General features: G+C 59.1%; 15 protein-coding genes and 3 pseudogenes. 9 read left to right on the top strand and 9 right to left on the bottom strand.

The features are described 5' to 3' along the window. Nucleotides 1–132, top strand: a pseudogene (locus tag EOA60_RS01575) (IS481 family transposase); the annotation flags it as partial. Nucleotides 133–293: 161 nt separating this feature from the next. Here the strand turns inward: EOA60_RS01575 and EOA60_RS01580 are convergent. Further along, complete coding sequence (locus EOA60_RS01580) at nucleotides 294–566, bottom strand: hypothetical protein (RefSeq protein WP_199489650.1); 273 nt, start codon at nucleotides 564–566, stop codon at nucleotides 294–296. 1173 nt (nucleotides 567–1739) lie between these two features. Between EOA60_RS01580 and EOA60_RS01585 the strand changes: the two genes are divergently transcribed. Continuing rightward, nucleotides 1740–2273, top strand: a complete 534-nt coding sequence (locus tag EOA60_RS01585; protein WP_063169380.1) for a peroxiredoxin — start codon at nucleotides 1740–1742, stop codon at nucleotides 2271–2273. Nucleotides 2274–2341: 68 nt separating this feature from the next. Next, entirely contained in the window at nucleotides 2342–3775 is a 1434-nt protein-coding gene (gene rpoN / locus EOA60_RS01590; RefSeq protein ID WP_063169381.1) for an RNA polymerase factor sigma-54, read from the top strand. On the opposite strand, the gene EOA60_RS01595 is transcribed toward rpoN, so the two are convergent. The 6 genes and pseudogenes from EOA60_RS01595 to EOA60_RS01615 all read right to left on the bottom strand — a co-directional run bounded on the left by EOA60_RS01595 (nucleotide 3772) and on the right by EOA60_RS01615 (nucleotide 9382). Then, nucleotides 3772–4398: a nitrogen fixation protein NifQ gene (locus tag EOA60_RS01595; protein ID WP_063169382.1), complete on the bottom strand. Its 627-nt coding sequence runs from the start codon at nucleotides 4396–4398 to the stop codon at nucleotides 3772–3774. The genes rpoN and EOA60_RS01595 overlap by 4 nt on opposite strands. Continuing rightward, on the bottom strand, nucleotides 4385–5437 hold the full coding sequence (locus tag EOA60_RS01600) for an LLM class flavin-dependent oxidoreductase (RefSeq protein WP_063169383.1): 1053 nt from the start codon (nucleotides 5435–5437) through the stop codon (nucleotides 4385–4387). Before EOA60_RS01600 ends, EOA60_RS01595 begins: the two co-directional genes overlap by 14 nt. A 138-nt stretch (nucleotides 5438–5575) precedes the next feature. Then, entirely contained in the window at nucleotides 5576–7177 is a 1602-nt protein-coding gene (locus EOA60_RS01605; protein WP_063169384.1) for an SDR family oxidoreductase, read from the bottom strand. Nucleotides 7178–7325: 148 nt separating this feature from the next. Then, nucleotides 7326–7913, bottom strand: a complete 588-nt coding sequence (locus EOA60_RS01610; RefSeq protein WP_050580531.1) for a nuclear transport factor 2 family protein — start codon at nucleotides 7911–7913, stop codon at nucleotides 7326–7328. Between the two features lie 138 nt (nucleotides 7914–8051). Further along, nucleotides 8052–8213: pseudogene (locus tag EOA60_RS38655) on the bottom strand (ferredoxin); the annotation flags it as partial. Further along, nucleotides 8204–9382 (bottom strand): cytochrome P450, encoded by a 1179-nt coding sequence (locus EOA60_RS01615; RefSeq protein ID WP_063169385.1) that lies wholly within the window; start codon nucleotides 9380–9382, stop codon nucleotides 8204–8206. The gene EOA60_RS01615 and the pseudogene EOA60_RS38655, both read right to left, overlap by 10 nt. A gap of 1487 nt (nucleotides 9383–10869) precedes the next feature. On the opposite strand from EOA60_RS01615, the gene EOA60_RS01620 reads away from it, so the two are divergent. Next, nucleotides 10870–12102: an MFS transporter gene (locus EOA60_RS01620; protein WP_063169386.1), complete on the top strand. Its 1233-nt coding sequence runs from the start codon at nucleotides 10870–10872 to the stop codon at nucleotides 12100–12102. Between the two features lie 261 nt (nucleotides 12103–12363). On the opposite strand, the pseudogene EOA60_RS01625 reads toward EOA60_RS01620, so the two are convergent. Both EOA60_RS01625 and EOA60_RS01630 read right to left on the bottom strand, forming a co-directional pair. After that, a pseudogene (locus EOA60_RS01625) lies at nucleotides 12364–13395 on the bottom strand (ChuX/HutX family heme-like substrate-binding protein); the annotation flags it as partial. Nucleotides 13396–13446: 51 nt separating this feature from the next. Next, nucleotides 13447–13770 carry a hypothetical protein gene (locus tag EOA60_RS01630; protein ID WP_126066777.1) on the bottom strand — a complete coding sequence of 108 codons (324 nt, stop codon included), beginning with the start codon at nucleotides 13768–13770 and terminating at the stop codon, nucleotides 13447–13449. Between the two features lie 210 nt (nucleotides 13771–13980). Between EOA60_RS01630 and EOA60_RS01635 the strand changes: the two genes are divergently transcribed. The 5 genes from EOA60_RS01635 to EOA60_RS01655 form a co-directional block, all read left to right on the top strand. Beyond that, nucleotides 13981–14301: an iron-sulfur cluster assembly accessory protein gene (locus EOA60_RS01635; protein ID WP_029356570.1), complete on the top strand. Its 321-nt coding sequence runs from the start codon at nucleotides 13981–13983 to the stop codon at nucleotides 14299–14301. A 347-nt stretch (nucleotides 14302–14648) separates the two neighbouring features. Continuing rightward, nucleotides 14649–15860: a cysteine desulfurase NifS gene (gene nifS, locus EOA60_RS01640; RefSeq protein ID WP_063169388.1), complete on the top strand. Its 1212-nt coding sequence runs from the start codon at nucleotides 14649–14651 to the stop codon at nucleotides 15858–15860. 179 nt (nucleotides 15861–16039) lie between these two features. Continuing rightward, on the top strand, nucleotides 16040–16417 hold the full coding sequence (gene nifW, locus EOA60_RS01645; protein WP_063169389.1) for a nitrogenase stabilizing/protective protein NifW: 378 nt from the start codon (nucleotides 16040–16042) through the stop codon (nucleotides 16415–16417). A gap of 188 nt (nucleotides 16418–16605) precedes the next feature. Beyond that, nucleotides 16606–17457 carry an electron transfer flavoprotein subunit beta/FixA family protein gene (locus tag EOA60_RS01650; RefSeq protein ID WP_063169390.1) on the top strand — a complete coding sequence of 284 codons (852 nt, stop codon included), beginning with the start codon at nucleotides 16606–16608 and terminating at the stop codon, nucleotides 17455–17457. Nucleotides 17458–17473: 16 nt separating this feature from the next. Beyond that, on the top strand, nucleotides 17474–18406 hold a 933-nt coding region (locus tag EOA60_RS01655), incomplete at its 3' end, for an electron transfer flavoprotein subunit alpha/FixB family protein (protein WP_164899161.1).

The raw sequence follows: 18406 nt of genomic DNA on the forward strand, positions 1-18406 counted from the left end.
CATCGTGCCGCCGAACTGCCTGTCTGGCTGCACAGATACAATTGGCATCGTCCACATGGCAGCCTAAAGTCAAAAACGCCTATCAGTCGCCTCGCCCTGATCGAGGACAACCTGTTGAAGCTCCACAACTAGGTCGTCCAGCATCACAGTGAACCGCGTACGTAGTATTTTGTCGTAGGCGGCATTCTGGATAGCCGGATACGGGCTCTTCACCCGCTGCACCACCGATTGCGGGATGATGTCGCGAGAAACATTCACGGATTTCGTGAAAAAAGTGTACCCGCCGAAGAGCCCTACTCGCGGGGGCGGTGCAGCACCACCTCGGTGTCACTGCTCGTGTTCATGCGATGGACTAGGCCGGCCAGCTGTTGACGCAGCTCGCGGTAGTTGTAAGTCTCACCCGTGTAGACGAGCACCAAGTCAGGTCGGCCATCCCCCTGGAGCATCCTCGGCTGGCGGCCGCCCTGGATATCGATGATTGCCAGGCGGTGGTGTCCCAGCGCCGCAGGCCCGCCGATCCAAGTCCCCTCGTCGTCCGGACCGTGGTTCGCTATGGTGGCCGTCATATCGGCAAGCTCCCTTCGCGCATCGGGACCTCCGAGGTCTCGATTGAAGTCGATCCATTCACAGATGCCGCACAGGTTATGTCGCCGCATTTGGGCGAAGCAGATATAAGGCCAGTGGGAAACCATCGAGGCAAAGTGACGGATCTAGCCCAGCTACGATCCGCATCCGACATTGTCGGACATCGGACAGCACCGCGATTCGCTGCATAGGAAGCCTGGAGTCGCGATTTCCCCTGGGGGAATCAGCGCATGAAAGGAGAGCTGGGTCGTGTCTGCCGAAATGAGAAATTGCTCCCCCTTATTGCATCACCGAGGAATGTTACCCAGCGCGATAGACGGACATGCCCTATCTCCCCCCGTTGCAGCTGAGGGAGATAGGGGCCAGCTCTTCATTCAACCCTCATGGAGGATGATCAGCCCAGCCATTTCCATGCGCCGGCCTTCACAAGCCGTGCACCATTCAGGTTCTTTTCCTTGAAGCGCGACGATCCTTGTCAGACGTCGCAACACTTGCTGCCGAGAGCACGAGCTCTTCCTCGAGCATGCCTTGATCTGCGCCTCGAACGGCTCGCACATGCTGGGTTTCAACGACTTCGCAGAGGTTGATATTCTGCAGTGACTTCGTCTCGCTGCTGCACGGCATTGACGCTGGGAGCCATGCTCGCGTGGCGCAATTGTGCTGAAGCCGGTGCCCACGGCAACGTTTCTTAACCCGCCCCAGATCCTGGCGTTTGGCTATTTCCGACATTCGTGTCCGGCTTCGGACAAAGGCCGGGTTTGCCGAACGGAGTCGCACCCAATTTCCAGTGCTGCTTGAGCAATAATATCGACCGGCATTACTGCACAACACGAAAGTTGCTGCAAAAACCGAAGTGAACCCAAGGCATCGGGTCAATTGGCATGGCGCTTGCGACTCGGTCGATAGAACGCAGTCAAAATCACGGTTGCAGACCATGCCTACCTCTCAAAGCTCGATAAAGCACGCGAGCAAAATTCCCCGTCTCCGCGGAAGCTCGTCGCCGTTAAACGTGCCTGCTCGGGGGCGGTCTTGCACAAGACCGGTCCGAGGCAACCACGCCAAGGCGCGAGGCTGCCGGAACTGTCGACCGAAGTCGATGCCGCTTCAGTTTAACCGAAAAATGCACCGTACCACTTTGGCCTGGAAGCAAATCAATGACCTATAGAAAGAACGTTCCTCTCGTGACCTTTCGCACGCGTGTTCGCGATGAGTCGATCGGGGGGCCAAATCCTTATCAGTGGGAGAACAAGACCTCCGACGATTATTTCGGGGGCAAGCGCATCATCCTGTTCTCGCTGCCTGGCGCCTTCACCCCGACCTGCTCGACCTTCCAACTGCCCGATTTCGAAAAACTCTATGATCAATTTCTGGAACTGCGAATTGACGCGATCTACTGCGTCTCGGTCAACGATGCTTTCGTCATGAATGCGTGGGGAAAGTCCTTGGGGCTGCAGAAGATCGAGCTGATCCCAGACGGGTCGGGCGAGTTCACGCGCAAAATGGGCATGCTGGTCGCGAAGGACAATCTGGGCTTTGGCATGCGCTCCTGGCGATACGCCGCTCTGATCGACGATGGCGTGGTGGAGCAGTGGTTCGAGGAGGAAGGCTTCTGTGACAACTGCGAGACGGACCCCTATGGCGTTTCATCCCCGCAAAACGTTCTCGACAAATTGAAGGCGGCGGCATGACCCAGAAGTGGAAAGTCTCACACAACCCAAGCACACACTAGAGCCTCCTCGGCAGATCACGGTTCAACATGCATCTCTCAGCAAGCCTGCTTCAACGCCAGAAGCAACGTATGGTCTTATCGCCTCAAGCCATTGAAGCTATTCGCTTGCTGCGATTGACGCATACTGAACTCCATCAGCTCGTGCAGCAGGCACTCGAGAAGAACCCCGTTTTGAAGCCTGACCCGTTTGACGACGATTCGCCGCTGCCAGGGGTGGATCAGCGGAGCAGTCAAAGCAGAAGCGAAATCGGCGAATCGCCCATTGGCGGGCCGTCTGGCGGGCGCGGGCAATGGAAGTCGCAACGCAGTAGCGGCAACGATCGACCTGCCGTCGAGGAGTTTACCGCCCACACCGAAACATTGCACGACCATGTCGCCCGCCAGGTCGCCCTCAACCCGTTCACCCCCCAGGAGCGGCTGATTGCCGGACAGCTCGCCGCTCATCTGGAGGACACTGGCTATCTTCAGGTAAACCTTTTCGATCTGGCCAGGACGTTAAACGTTCGGCAAGCTGATGTGGAACGGGTCATCGGAATCTTGCAGCAATTTGATCCGCCGGGCATTTTTGCGCGAACTCTCAGCGAATGCCTGGAGATTCAGCTGCGCCAGCAAGACCGGTTCGACCCGGCTATGGCAGCTTTGGTCGCCAATCTCGAGATGCTTGCACGGGGGGATTTTCAGGGATTGAAGCAGCGTTGCGGAGTCGACGAGGAGGATCTCCTCGACATGAGGAACGAAATCCGCGCGCTCGATCCCAAGCCTGGAGACCGGTTCCAGTCCGGGACGCCGGAAACCATCGTACCGGACGTCTGGGTAATGCCCAAGTCCGAAGGTGGATGGCGGGTGGAGCTTGATCCGGCCACGCTGCCCAAAGTGTTGATCAACCACACCTATGTCGCCGAAATCTCGCAGCTGACCAAGCAAAATCCGGAAGGCAAAGCGTTTCTCGACAATTGCCAGGAAAAAGGGAACTGGCTGATCAGCAGTCTCAAGCAGCGCGCTAAGACGATCCTTAAGGTTGCGACCGAAATCGTGCGCCAGCAGGATGCCTTTTTTACACACGGCGCCGCCCATCTGCGGCCTCTCTGTCTCAAAAATGTCGCTGACGAGATCGGCATGCACGAGTCGACGGTAAGCCGGGTGACTTCGAACAGGTACATGTTGACTCCGCGCGGGGTGTTCGAGCTGAAGTATTTTTTCGCTGCGCCAATCGCATCCTGCGAGGGCGGCGATGCGCACTCCGCCAAAGCTGTCTGCCATCGGATCAAGGCAATCATAGCCGAAGAATCGCTCGACAAGGTACATTCCGACGAAGACATCGTTGCTCAACTCAAGGAGACCGGCATCGATGTCGCTCGCCGTACCGTCACCAAATATCGCGAGGCGATGAACATCCCTTCCTCCATACGACGGCGCCGCGATAAGCGTTTGTCCGCAGCTGCGATCAAGCGAAGTGACTAACCGACATTCGTGGTCGGCGAGAGGCGACTCTCAACTTCCTCCGGGCCGAAGCAGCTTTCGAAGTCATGGCATTCCCCGCAACTGGGTGCTGTGCATGACGAAAAGCCTTCGGCCTCACACAGCTTGCGGTAAAAGTACTTTTTCCATTTCATGTTTTCTGTGTTGCCTGCCGCCAGCGCGGGAAAATGTCTGGCAAGCAGGCGGCTGAGCTCAGCGCGATTTGAGAGGCCAAGATCCCGCCAAAGATGGTCCATGCGCATCGCACGCCGGGCGATGATCTTGGCCAAGCGGGCGCTCGCCGGGTCGGCCGGCGCAGCATGCGCTAGCAGCAGCCGGCGTAGCAGTTCCTCTTCCAGTTCCGGCTCGGGCTCGCTCAACTCCTCCAAAGCGAATACGCTGCTGGAGGTAGACGGGAAAGTTGCGGCCAAGACATCACGCAATTCGACAGACGAAAGGCCTGTCCCCTCCGTCGCCAACACCTCGCCCGCCTGGACCTCCTCAAGCGAACGTGAATGTACGCAGGGCAGCACATGCTGATCGAAGCTCCTCCCTAGCTCGGACCCACGCCATTGCGCGCTGGATAGGCAGCCATCATCGTAACGGCCGGCTTCAGCTTCCGGCATGACAAAGCGCCTTGTTGACCGCAGGGATGATCTTGTCGCCCCAGAGCTCGATCTGGCGCAGCATCGTCTTTTGGTCGAAGTCGCCCAATTGAGTCTGAACTGCGATCTGGTCCGGTTTCAAGATATCGATCTCTTCCAGCAGGCGATCAATCACGCGATTTACGCTGCCAATCGGCAAATTTTTGCGCATGGTCTCGAAGGACAGATCCTGCTGGGTCGGTGTCTCCTGCAGCAGGTAGCCATCGTGGCTCTGTTGGCGACGCTGATGCAGGGCTTCAGAAAGCCGGCGCTGGAAGCGGGCATTGTCGAGATAGCTGTTGATCTCCAACTCGTCGTGGCTGGCATAGCAGCAGCGCAGCAGCGATATCTTGACGTCGGTGACGTTCTTTTCCTCGGATGCCGCCGCCCTCTCGACTGATTCACGCAGTGTGGTCAAAGTCTCTAAGCCGTCGTGGAAGGCTGTGACAAAAAAATTGTGCCCCTCGCGGTAGGCCCGAGCCATCCGTGCGGCTCCGCCAGCGATCCAGATAGGCGGCGTCGGCTGCTGGACTGTGCGGACCGAAATCGCTGTTGGGGGGATCTTCTCATACTGGCCGTCGTGTTCGAAGACGTTTTGGTTGAGGCCCTTGAGAATGATGTCCAGGTATTCCGAAAAGACGGCCGGCGCCTCATCGATGTCCACGCCGAACCGTTCGAACTCGAACTGCTGGTATCCCAAGCCTACGCCGAGCTCGAGACGGCCGTTCGCAACGATGTCGGCGAAGCCGATCTCGGACAGCAGGCGCTGCGGTTGGTAAAGCGGCAGCACGCAGACGGCAGTGCCCAGGCGAATCGTGCTTGTCAAGCCGCCGCAGTGCGCCACCATCATCAGCGGGGATGGTATGAGGCTGTAATTGTTGAAGTGGTGCTCAGCAAACCACGCGGTGTTGAACCCAGCCTGCTCCGAAGCGACGGCCTGTTCGATGGAGTTGCGGATGACGCTTTCTGAGGATTGGTGATAGCCACGCTGGGCGGCCAGAATGAAAGTGGCAAATTCCATGATTTCTCCTCGTTATAGACACGTCAGCCGACCGGGAATGTGCTCGGCATGCGCATGCTTGGATCTCAAGCACCTCAGGTGCGTCGTGGAGCCGAGGCTTCATAATGCTCGGCCGGTCGCCCTGCGAAGGCCTGGCAATTAACCTGCGGCCTCCGCAAAACATTCGTCATAGAGCTCGCTGGCGTTTCCCGCATCACCGAACGAGGTCCAGCCGCCGTCCACGTAGAGGATCGAGCCGTTGATGTATGAGGCGTCAGACGAAGCAAGGAAGAACGATGCATCTGCGACGTCTTCTGGCCGTCCCATCCTGCCCATGGGGATGCGTCGTCCGATTGCTGTCAGGTCGATGCGGCCGGCTTTGGCCAACTGAGCAAGTGCGGGCGTGCGGATGTGGCCAGGAGCGACGGTGGCTGTCCGAATTCCGACCGGCCCGAGTTCGGCCGCCATGCAACGGGTCAGCATATCCATCCCCGCCTTGGAGGCGCCGTAGGCATGGCGCGGCGCGAACGGCAGAAAGCTGTCGATCGACCCGAGATTGAGGATCACGCCGCCCGGGCGCATAGCCTTGATCGCTTCGCGCGCGCAGGTGAAGGCGCCGGTAAGGTTGACATCCAGGACGTGTTCGAGCTGTTTCGACAGTTGCTCGATCGCAGGCACAATCCTGTCGGCGGTATCAGCACTATTGACCAGAACATCGATATACCCGAAGCGTCCCCTCAGTTCTTCGAACATCGACACCACATCGCTCTCGACGGCCACGTCCAGCGATTTCGCCAGATGCTTGCCGGGGAGCGATGTAGCCAGCTCTGCCGCTGCAGTGCCATCTTTATCAGCAATCACGACGGTGTCGCCGTTCGCGGCAAAGCGGCGAGCGACGGCCGCGCCAATGCTTTTTGCGCCACCGGTGACGAGCACGATTCGCGCATCTGTGCATTCGGCCGGACAGGAGAGCTCGGCTTGGAGCGCACCATCCACCGGCGGGTGAGCATCCCCCGGCTGGTTGAATGACATCCAGCCTCCGTCGACTGCCAGCACCGAGCCGGTGATGTAGCGCGCCTGCGTGCTGCTCAGAAAACGCACGACCCTGGCGATCTCGTCGGGGCGAGCCAAGCGCCCCATCGGCACGCGGCGGCGTATCGCCGCGAGGTCCATTTTGCCAGCGCGTGCCAGTTCTGTGACCATTGGGGTGCGGACGGAGCCCGGCGCCACCGCCGTGACGCGGATTCCTCGCATAGCCCACTCGCATGCAAGGGACTTTGTCAACGAGATCACGCCAGCTTTCGAGGCTGCGTAGGCGTTGCGCCTGGGATTGCCGACCACGCCCGCCATCGAAGCCACATTGACGATCGCACCGCCCGGCTTCATGCGCCGCGCCGCTTCCCGGGCCATAACGAATGGCCCAATAAGGTTCACTGTCACGCCGCGTCGGAAGGTATCGACAGCGGTGTCGATGATCCTATCCATCGTGGGTCCAACCGCCGCATTGTTGATGAGGACATCGATTTGCGCGAACCGTGCTTCGACCTGGCCGAAAAGTGAGAGCATGTCCTTCTCTCGCGACACATCGCACTCCAGACCGACGTGCGGCGACCCGAGATCCCGAGCCAGTTCAACCACACCACTGCCCGGAAGGTCCACCGCAACTACAGTGTCTCCGTCCGCGGCAAGGATATCGACCAGGGCACGGCCGATCCCGCCCGCAGCGCCTGTGATGATTACGGTGCGTGCTGCCAGTTTCACGAGAGCTTCTCCACGATGACCGCTTGTGATCTCAGCCCATCAACCTTGGGCGGAATGAAGGGCCGAGCCAAATCGTTGCAGTGACCGCCAGTCGCGGCCCCACACAGATGTCGTTCCCGTAGGGCGCTCATCCTCCATTCCTACCCACTTATGCAGCTCCCAGTTGGGGACCCTCGACGCCATCTTGGTCGGTGGGGATGTGACCCTTGAGCAACTGGTAGATGGGATCGTCTGGATGTGGTGCTCCAATCGGCTGTCGCCGGCCGAACCTATCTGCCTCAAGAATCGCTGGCGGGATTTGCTCCTCAACCCAATCGTAGACGACTGTCCGTTCCGCAATTCGCCACTCGTCCTGCCTCTTCTGAAACAGATCGCAGTAACGGCCGCAAAGCAGCGTCTGACGTATTTCTTGGTCTGTATCCGGTCCGCGTTGCAGCGCGGTGAAATAGCTCTCGACCGCGGCCTCTGCTGAACTGATGAAGTCGATCAGGCTGTTCGTGATTTGATGGATGTTACGGTGCCCCGGCAGACCGAGAGCAAATTGGATGAAGTCCTCTGCCGGTCCGCAATAGGGACCGTGCCTGTCATACGCTTCGGGCCAGTATGCGCTACGCAGCGCCGCCTCATCGGCGCGGTCTATCCCGCGGCAGTACCGATACAGGCAGTTGCGGATCGCCTCTCGGTCACGCAGTTCGGTAATTTTCGCGTGGTCGACAGGGTCTGTCGCGAATTGTATGATTGTTTTGTCCTTCCCGATGCCAGTCTGCACTTTGCGTGTGTCTCTCTCTACAACTGAGTTAGCGGGGGGCTCGTCAACTTCCAGAGCTTGTTCGGGGCAGGCTCGTACCCCTTTTGAGGCAAGCAGTTGCTCCCCATCGGCAACATCAATATCACCGGGCAAGATGTAGCCGGCGTCATCAAGCTTGAAGACTCTCGGCGCCCGCGCCCAGCAGCGCGCATGACCCTGGCATCTGGCTTTATGTACGACGACACGCATAGCGAACTCCAATGTCGTTGGCTGAAACTTCAGGACCATTCCAGGATCAGATTCTCGATCCCGAACACATGGCCGCCGAAGGTGATAGGTTCAGTCCCTGTCTTGATCCGAAAGGCTGGGATGCGCGCCAGCCACTCCTCCAGGCCAATGACAATCTCCCGCCGGGCAAGGTGTGAGCCAAGACAACGATGGGGACCATAGCCAAAGGCAGCGTGCCGGTTGTCCTCGCGCGCCAGATCGATCTCATTCGGGCATTCGAATTCCGCCGGGTCACGATTGGCAATCATCGTGGCACAGGAAACATAATCTCCCTTGCGGATCGGCGCGCCTTTGAAGTCGACATCCTTCGTTGCCACTCGGATCATCTGAATGGTCGAATAGGCGCGCAGCAATTCTTCCGCAGCGACGGCAATCCGGTCAGGTTCGCTTCGTAGCAATTCCTGATCTTTGGGGTTGCGCGCGAGATGGGCCAAGTCGAAGCATATGGCTGCTGAGACCGTGTCGAGTCCCGCGACGAACACAAGCACGCCGATGCCACGGACTTCTTCGTCACTGAGCAGACGACCCTCGACCTTTGCCTTCACGATGAAGGTCATGAAATCATCGACCGGCTCCTTGCGGCGCTCGGTGGCAAGTTCGTCGATGAAGGCCACGATCGTCCGGGCTGCGGGTGGTCGTTGCTCCTTATCGCCGTGGAGCAGATCTCTAGCCCAGCCGACAAATGTTTCTAGTCCGTTGTCCGAAAGCCCAATAAAGCGAAGGAAGATATTGACCGCGAACGGAACTGCAAAATCCTTCATGATGTCGCAGCTCGTGCCTGATGCGGCGATCCTGTCGATCAGCTTGATCGCTCGTTCCCGGACAGCCGGCTCCAATGCCATTACCCGCTTTGGCGAAAGCAGCGGATTGAGCAGTGAGCGAAAAACACCGTGGAATGGCGGATCGAGCTCAAGCGGGATCATCGGCCAGCTCTCGCCGAGCACAGAGGCGAAGATGCTGCGATGGCTGGAAAACGTTTCGGTGTCCTGCAGCACCCGGCGCTGGTCGCTCGCGCGAGTGATGACCCAGGTACCCCGACCGTCGCGCGTGTTGCTGGTTGAATAAAAGATCGGAGGCCCGGCATGAACGCAAGCAACCGCTGCATGCGGATCCCCGTTAGCCGTCGGCAACATGCCGGGCGACGTAAACAGGTTGAAGTCCCTCACCATTTCGGGCGGGACATGATCTGGAACCGGCCGCGATTTAACCGCGCCAGAATCGAGAGACCGTTCATGAGATGCTGTCGGCATTTGCATGCAATCGTCGGTGCAAGCTCCGTGCCGAATTCGTCTTTCGATAATCCTTGCCGTTTGCTGGGCAACAGGTGGCGCCTGCGCTGACTTGCTGGTCGGGATTGCAACATTCTTGTCCAGCGTCGGACACAGAATGTAGAATGCTAGACAGCGACTTGGAGCAACTCAACTGGTGGGATCGCTAGCCGATCATGTGCCCGGGGAGCATCCAGTTCGAAAGCTTGCGCTAAGCGGCTTGGTGACTTGGCCGAGGTCACCAGGTGGAAACGACCAACACTTGGGGTGAGCCTAGTGGCGCTCCCCTCGATGATGTCTGGCGGGGTGGTTAGCCGCCTCCGTAGGACAAGATCAGTCTACACGAATGGACTATAGCCTCTCCTCGCATGCCTCATTGGCCGTCCTTCAGAGCCGGCCACACGAGCTTTTGTCTTTCAGCAGGGCGTTTTTCTCGCCAGCTACAGAGCCACACCGACGCCATTAATGAGCGTCCAGTCGACGGGTTGGATGGCCCTGTCCATCTTGCCCAGCACCTTGGCTTAGCATTTGCCGGTGCGGCGGAAGCCTTCAAGACGCAGTTCTTGACCTTCTCCAGATCAGCCTCGGATGGATATCGGCAAGGGTTCAGCTCGTCCTTTTGAACTTGCGCATCTTCGTGTTGGCCAACCCCAGGCCGCCCGACATATTTGCGGTCTATCCGGCACCTCAACTTCGAACAACCTTGCGGCAAGCTCTTGGGATAGCCCACGCTCGTGCCTCCACCACCCGCTCAGCAGAGCCAGATTTGTCGTTGATGGCACGGAACTTGCGGAGTCATTCGCAGATGCGTCACGGACCGAGAGTGTCGTCCCATGAATTCGATCACCAAAAAGGCCGCCCGACGTTGCTGGGACCGCCTGCAATTACCTTATCCCAGAATTGGGAGCAACGGCTTCAAAAGGGATAACTCATCACCTCAATTTTGTCGATCGCGCGGCCATCGAACCGCAGCCATCGATCAGACTTCCGCCTCGTTGCACTCATTGCGACCGCCTTGGTGCTTGCGACAACCGCTCAATTCTGGCTGCCAGGATAACCACATATGGCGACGGAACTTCCTGCTTCAAAGCAATATAGAGATCGTCGATCATCCCCCCATCAAGGCCTCGATCGAGGACACCGCGTTCGGCTTGCTTGGTTCGCAGTGAACAGACCGCACTTCGACGAATGCGATCGATGCGACCGCGCCGAGAACTCTCCCGCATTGTCGACGGTTGGGTCCGTCGGCCCTCCGATGAGGCCTCGGATGCGTCGGGCTCCGAGGCCTCGACTGATGCCGACTGGCCGCCGCCGGAAGGTCTCGCGGCTTTGATCCCCGGCGATGTAGCCACCCCTGCTGCAACAGCTCCTAGCCGGAGAACTCATTCATGACCGAATCGGCGACAGATTTAGTGGACGCGGCTTTGTTCGACCGAGATCGGCTTGACCCAGAAAGTCCCTATCAACGTTCTGGCCCTGCATGGGGTGCCATCATTTCGCTTTCCTTCGGCACCTTCGGGCTTGTGACGGCAGAGTTTCTGCCCGCCAGCGTTCTGACACCGCTCGCGCATGATCTCCGTATCACCACGGGCACGGCTGGACAGGCGCTAACAGCGGCCGCAATCGTCGCGGCGATCTCGGCACCGATAATCGCCATCGTGACAAAGCGTCTGGACCGCAGGGTCGTCATCTGGGCGATGACGCTCCTGCTGATCCTGTCGAACGTTCTGGCGGAGGTTGCGGGGTCGCTGCCGGTTTTGCTGGCGGCACGCGTCGTCCTTGGCATATCGCTTGGTGGTTTTTGGTCAATTTCGGCAGCGTTGGCGATGCGGCTGGTTCCAAGTCACCTCATGCCGCGCGCCATGTCGGTCATCCTCACCGGCGTTTCTGTCGCCTCCGTCTGCGCGGCTCCAATCGGCGCTTATGTCGGTGACATTTGGGGATGGCGAGCCTCGTTCAAGGTCGCCGCAATCGTGAGTGCCGTTGCGCTGCTCGTGCAACTCGTAACCATTCCGCCACTGCCTCCGATCGAAGTGCGCAGATTCCGCAGTCCGCTGGATGTCGCGAAGAATCCGGCGATGAAGGTTGCGGTGCTAGTCGTGCTATTGGTCGCTTCCGGCCATTTTGCCAGCTTCGCCTACATCCGCGCCTTTCTCGAGAGCGTTCCTGCGCTCGACAAGAAGTCAATCCCGCTCGTGTTCCTTGCTTTTGGCACGGCCGGCGTCTTCGGCAATTTAGCCGGCGCATTCCTCACCAAACACAGTCTCAAGGCGGTCGCGGCCCTGCCGCCCCTGCTCATTGCCGTAGCCGCTGTCTCGCTCCTGACCATGAGAGCATCGGCCTTGACCTCGGCAATTGCAGTTGCCGTATGGGGCTTTGCTTTTGGCGCGGTCCCGGTCGGATTGCAGACATGGATGGTGCTACGCGCCGCTCCGAAACAGGCCGAGAGCGCTGGTGTACTGATGGTCATAACCTTCCAAGTGGCCATCGCAGCCGGCACAACTTGCGGTGGCCTATTGGTGGATCACACGGGTATTGCCAGTGTCTTTGTCTACAGCGCGGTTGCCACGTTCCTCGCTGTCTTGACAGTATTTTTGCTCGGCCCGAACCGCAAAACCTGACCGCCTGGTGGGGAGTGACGGTCGGCGGCGTTCACGCTATTGTCACCTCTGAGCTCGGCCCAAAGGCCGCGGCTTCGTCGTAACCATGCGGTCGATGGGGCAGCGCCAAATTGCTTCCTGCTCATCGCGTTGCGATAATACAGCGCGCTTATTGCGTCATCGTGTCCCCGGTCTCGGCTTCAATGCCCGGCTACTGGCTGCGGAGGCAGATGGGCGCCGGCGTCCCACCGACGACGATCGGTCTTTTCTCATGTAGCTGTCGGGGAAACGAGGCAGGTTTTCCGCCAGAACCCGCCAGTCGTCGCGCTCGCGTTCGCCTTCCTTGCGCGCACCGAACAACTGGATGATGATCTTGCCGTCGGACCCATATGCTTCGAGCGAGGTGACGTGACTGTCATTGGTCGGCTTGCGCACGGCCCAAACCTCACGGATTTGGTGGGTCCTGAGATGCAGCCGGAACGTTTCGTCCAGCACATGGATGCACGGCCCGATCTGCTTGACCGACTTGATTAAGCCGGAATGGGTCTGGATAGAACCTCGGTTGCCGACGAAGCACATGATCGGCAATTCGTCTTCGGCCGCACGCTGGAGCACGGCGCCAACTGCGGCATTGTCGAGCAGCCAAGCGTAATCCTGGCCGACCATGCGCAAAGCCTGGCAGCGGCTGAGCTTGAGCGTCTTTAGAAGGTTGACGTCAGTCAGCCGGCTCCAGTACTCGCGTAGGTCGTCCACCGTGCCGGCCCAGTCCGCAGTCCTCGCGCCCAGGTCGGCTACTCTCGCCTTAAGCGACATGGTCGGCTCCTGGTTGGCGGATACGAGCTCGGCCACCAGCTTTCGATAGGCATGAAGGTTGGAGACCGGCCTGAGATGCACCTTATGCACTGCTGCGCCGGCGGCGTCGAAGAATTGCAAACTGCGCTGGATTCCGCCGCGATGGCGCCTTTCAACAGCGAAACCATACCTCCAAGCCTGCGGGAAGACGCGAAGGTCGAATTCGTCACCAAGGACCATGGCGTGATTGTTGCCGGTTATCACTCTGTTGAAGACGCCAATCTTTTCGTGCACGGCACCTTGATTGCGGGTCAGCGCCGTCACTTCGCCCACGAATTCGAGGCCCGTCAGAAGGTGATTGACGCGCGGGTCGATGCGTGCCGCGCCGAAACCGCAATGGGCCGCGACCAGTTCCGCTTCCGAAATGGCCAATTGGGCGGCGAAATCACGCGCGGGAATGTTCGGACAGACTTCCCACGCACGCCGGATTTCGTTGGGCGACCGCTTCTTGCGCTGATCCATGTTTTTACCCCTGCCCCGTTCTTCTTTTGACGATCGATCGAAAAACGGGCCTCAGGGATGTGCACGGCGGACGCGATCGATCGTCAGGCACATGCCAGTCGAATCCTGTCTCCGGGCGGTCAGCGGCCAATCGCCGGTAGCGAGCGATTGTTGGGTGGTCGGCGCCAATCGGCCGATCGAGCATTCGGGTACCACCGGCGGTGCTGCTTTCCCACCAAGGCGGGTCTGATGGATCATATTGCTTTCCTTCGTTCTTCGATTGCGAGGGCAACCCAAAGGTGAATCGGCCGGCAATTTTGCCGCCGCAACGAAGGCTTCACAAAAATCGTGCCAGTTGCTCCGCGGCAAGCTCTGAACATCTTTGGCTCTGTTCATTGCTTTACGCGTGAGTGCATCGCGAACTCAGGCGCCCTTCCTGTGACGCGGACGCGACAAACCCGACAGTAAGTGTCGGTTGTCGGACGTCTCCCCAGCAATCGAGCATAAGAGACGTCGGGATGTCCTACGGTTTTTGACACGTCTTCCCTTTGGCACGGTCCATGCGAGATGATCCACGAAAACGCCGGACCGAGGAGAAATCGAGCCATGATTACGCTCACCGACAACGCTGTTGCCGCCATCAAGGCCGCTCTTTACCGCGCCAGCGAGCCGGCGGAAGGATTTCGCATCATGGTCCATGCCGGCGGCTGCGCCGGCTTCCAATACTCAATGGGCCTGGAGAGCGTCTCACGTGAGGGCGATGCGATCATCGAGCGAGATGGGCTCAAGGTGTTCATGGATAGAGGCTCCCAACCCCATGCCGCCGGCATGACCGTGGACTTCGTCACTGGGCTCGAAACATCCGGCTTTGTTTTCGATAACCCCAATGCGCGTGAGACGTGCGGCTGCGGCAAGTCCTGCAAATGATTGCGAGGGAACAGGCTATGTTCGACTATAGCGACGCCAAGGAATACTGCGTCGAACCGGTAACCGCCGGCGCTCTGGAACCGGCCGACACGCACTGTCGGCCCGGAACAATTGCGTTCGGTGATGCACCAAATCGCGATCATCGATCGTTGCCGTGGGCAAGCAAACAAAATTGCCCGAAACAGCTGAATTCCCGGCGGATGCCGCCACCAAAGGGCAATGTCGACAGCGACCGGTCAGCCAAGCCATCGCTCCCCCGGCCGCCCACCTTACCAGATACGATATGCGCCAGAGGTTCAATGGCCCGACTACCCTTGAATCATTTCAGCAGTTGAAGGATCACTCCCATGAACCCTGTCTATCTCGACAACAACGCAACGACGCGGGTTGATCCTGCAGTCGTTGGAGCGATGTTGCCTTTCTTTACGGAGCAATTTGGCAATCATTCGTCCATGCACGCCTATGGCGCATCGGTTGCTGAAGCCGTGAGAAAGGCGAGGCAACAGTTGCAAGCCCTCATCGGCGCGGGATTCGAGGACGAGATCATCTTCACCTCGGGCGGGACTGAAAGCGACAGTACAGCCATCCTTTCGGCGCTGGAGGTGATGCCCGACCGAACGGAAATAGTGACTTCCGCGGTTGAACATCCGGCCGTTCTGAAGTTGTGCGCGCACCTTGAGAAGACGCGCGGCGTCAAGGTGCACATTATCCCAGTCGATCACTACGGCCGGCTCGACCTGGACGCCTACAGAACCGCCCTCACCCCACAAGTGGCAATCGTCTCGATAATGTGGGCGAACAATGAGACCGGTACGATCTTTCCCGTGGTTAAGCTTGCCGATCTAGCCAGGGAAGTCGGCGCGCTTTTCCACACTGATGCAGTGCAGGCGGTCGGAAGGCTTCCGATTGAGCTGAAATCGACCGCGATCGACATGCTGTCGCTCTCCGCCCACAAGCTGCATGGTCCAAAGGGGATAGGCGCGCTTTATGTAAGACGTGGCGTGCGCTTCTCCTCCATGATCAAGGGTGGGCACCAAGAGCGCGACCGGCGTGCAGGCACTGAAAACACACCCGGCATAGTCGGACTGGGCATGGCGGCCGAACTCGCCTTGAAATTCATGGACGAGACAAAACGAATAAAATGGTTGCGCGACCGCCTTGAGAACGGGATCATCCAGCGCATCCCAAACACATCCATCAACGGCGATCCGCAAGAGCGATTGCCAAACACTGCAAACATTGGATTCGAAGGTATCGAAGGCGATGCAATTCCAATTGTCCTGAGCCGGCTGGGAATCGCCTGTTCCGCCGGGTCCGCCTGTGCCTCTGGCTCACTGGAACCGAGCCATGTTCTGATCGCTATGAACGCGGCATGTGGGGCAGTCCGCTTCTCCTTGTCGCGTGACAACGGCGAAGATGACGTAGACCGCGTGCTTGAGGTCCTGCCTGCGATCACCGAGAAGCTACGGGCCGTTCCCAGTGCTGGACTGTGCGGGCGAGGTGCAGAACAGCTTCATTCCGGCCCGGGTCCGAGCGGCACAATAGCCGACGAGCCGTGAGGTCTTCCTCAACGTGACGACCCTGCGCAAGGAGAGCAGTTAAACTCGGGGTCGCCTTCACCACTTCAGAAAAGCTTGAGATCGCCAAGTCTCTTGCCCAGCCGCCGTGCCAGAGGTCGGCACGCCGTCAGCAATGTCACCAATGCATCGACACCACAATTTCGCGCCGGGAGAATACAATGAACTGCTCCGCTGATAGCCGCCCGATCGATCGCACCGATATCCTAGCGCGACTGAAGGGCCTGTCGGCCGCGGAGGACTTCTTCGCCTGCCTTGACGTCTCCTACGACCCGAAAGTGATGAATGTCTCGCGGCTCCATATCATGAAGCGCGTGGGCCAATACCTTGCCGAAGAAGATTTCTCCGGTCTGCCTAACCAGGTAATCGCCGCGCGGGTGCGCGCCAAGCTGGAACGCGCCTACGAAGATTTCGCGACTTCCTCGCCGCTCACGCAACGTGTGTTCAAGGTGCTAAGGGACCACGATCCAAACATATGTCCCGCACCTGGCCGCGCCTTCGTCCCGCTCGACTCTGCACTGAAGCGGTTCGGAAAGTAATGAGCCCGACACGGCTGCGACGCGACAATGTCGAGAAGTCGACAAATCCAGTCCTCATGACGCCTCCTCGGAAGCAAACGAAGCCACCTTCTGGAATAGAGGCAGGAAGACGACTTGGCATGAACGATGCAGGCAATGAGGTGAACCGCCAAGCACGAATCCGGACTGGGAGCTTAGAGAAACCGCCAATGCATATCGTAGTCTGCATCAAGCAGGTGCCGGATTCGGCACAGATCCGCGTGCACCCGGTGACGAACACGATCATGCGTCAGGGTGTTCCGACCATCATCAATCCTTACGACCTGTTCGCCCTCGAAGAAGCGCTCAAACTGCGCGACGTTCATGGTGGCGAGGTTACTGTGCTCACAATGGGTCCGCCCATGGCGGAGGACTCGCTGCGAAAGGCGCTCGGTTACGGTGCTGACCGAGCAGTTCTCTTGACGGACCGCTATTTTGCCGGATCCGATACGCTGGCGACTTCCTTTGCTCTTTCGCAAGCAATCGCAAAAATTGGGGAGACTTTCGGCAGGCCGGACATCGTCTTCACCGGCAAGCAGACGATTGACGGCGATACCGCCCAGGTCGGACCGGGCATAGCCAAGCGCCTAGATTTATCGCAACTTACCTATGTCGCGAAGATTGCCTCCATCGATCTCGATACGCGAGAGATCGAAGTCGCTCGTCGCGCCGAAGGCGGCACCCAGTTGCTGAAGAGCAGACTCCCTTGCCTCATTACCATGCTGGAAGACACCAACGAAATCCGCCGGGGCTCGCTCCAGCAGGCTCTGTGCGCGGCGCGCAGCCAAGTCGTGAAGTGGACTGCAGCCGACGCCGGCATTGACGATCTCACCCGGTGCGGTCTGCGTGGCTCGCCTACAGTCGTCAAGCGTGTTTTCGCCCCCACCGCACGGGCAGAAAGGGCGGCGCAGATCGACACCGCGGAAAGGGGCTTGCAGGACATAGCCGATGAACTCATCGCCGATATCTTAACCCGCCGGCCGGCGCTGGAACATGAGCTGGCCTTCAACAGCGGCACGTGACGGCCAGGAGCAGAAAATGTCGACCGCAAGCCAAACTACCCCTCGCATTGCCCCCGGCCGTGCCGGTGTAAAGAAAGAACTTCCCGACCGTTTCAAAGACTACCGGCACGTGTGGGTCTTCCTCGAGCTCGAACGCGGCAATGTGCATCCTGTATCATTCGAACTGCTGGGTGAAGGCCGCAAATTAGCCGACAAGCTTGAAGTCCAGCTCGCGGGCGTCGTGCTGGGACCGCCGGGCGAGATGGTCGAGGACGCTGTTGCCGAGGCCTTCGCTTACGGGGCGGATCTTGTCTACATCGTCGATGCGCCGCCGCTCGCCGACTACCGCAACGAGCCGTTCGCCAAGGCGCTCACGGATCTGGTCAATACCCATAAACCCGAAATCCTCCTTCTCGGCGCGACCACACTGGGCAGGGATCTTGCGGGCTCGGTAGCGACGACCCTGCAGACGGGGCTCACGGCCGACTGCACCGAACTTGATGTAGATTCCGACGGTTCACTCGCCGCGACCCGTCCGACTTTTGGTGGCTCGTTGTTGTGTACGATCTATACACTAAATTACCGGCCGCAAATGGCGACGGTGCGACCAAGGGTCATGCCTATGCCGCAACGGGTGGATAAGCCGGTCGGGCGTGTCATGCGGCACAAGCTGTCGCTCGTTGAGGACGATATCGTCACCAAAGTCCTCGGCTTCCTACCGGATAACCAGTCGGCAATGGCAAATCTTGCCTATGCGGATGTCGTGGTTGCGGGAGGCCTCGGTCTCGGTGCGGCGGAGAACCTTCAGCTTGTGAAGAATCTTGCCCGAGCGATCGGCGCCGAGCATGGCTGTTCGCGCCCCTTGGTCCAGAAGGGCTGGATGCCGGCTGATCGCCAGATTGGCCAAACTGGCAAGACCATTCGACCGAAGCTTTACATCGCGGCCGGAATTTCCGGCGCCATCCAGCAC

The sequence above is a fragment of the Mesorhizobium sp. M1A.F.Ca.IN.020.06.1.1 genome, from assembly GCF_004023265.1.
Classification (GTDB): domain Bacteria; phylum Pseudomonadota; class Alphaproteobacteria; order Rhizobiales; family Rhizobiaceae; genus Mesorhizobium.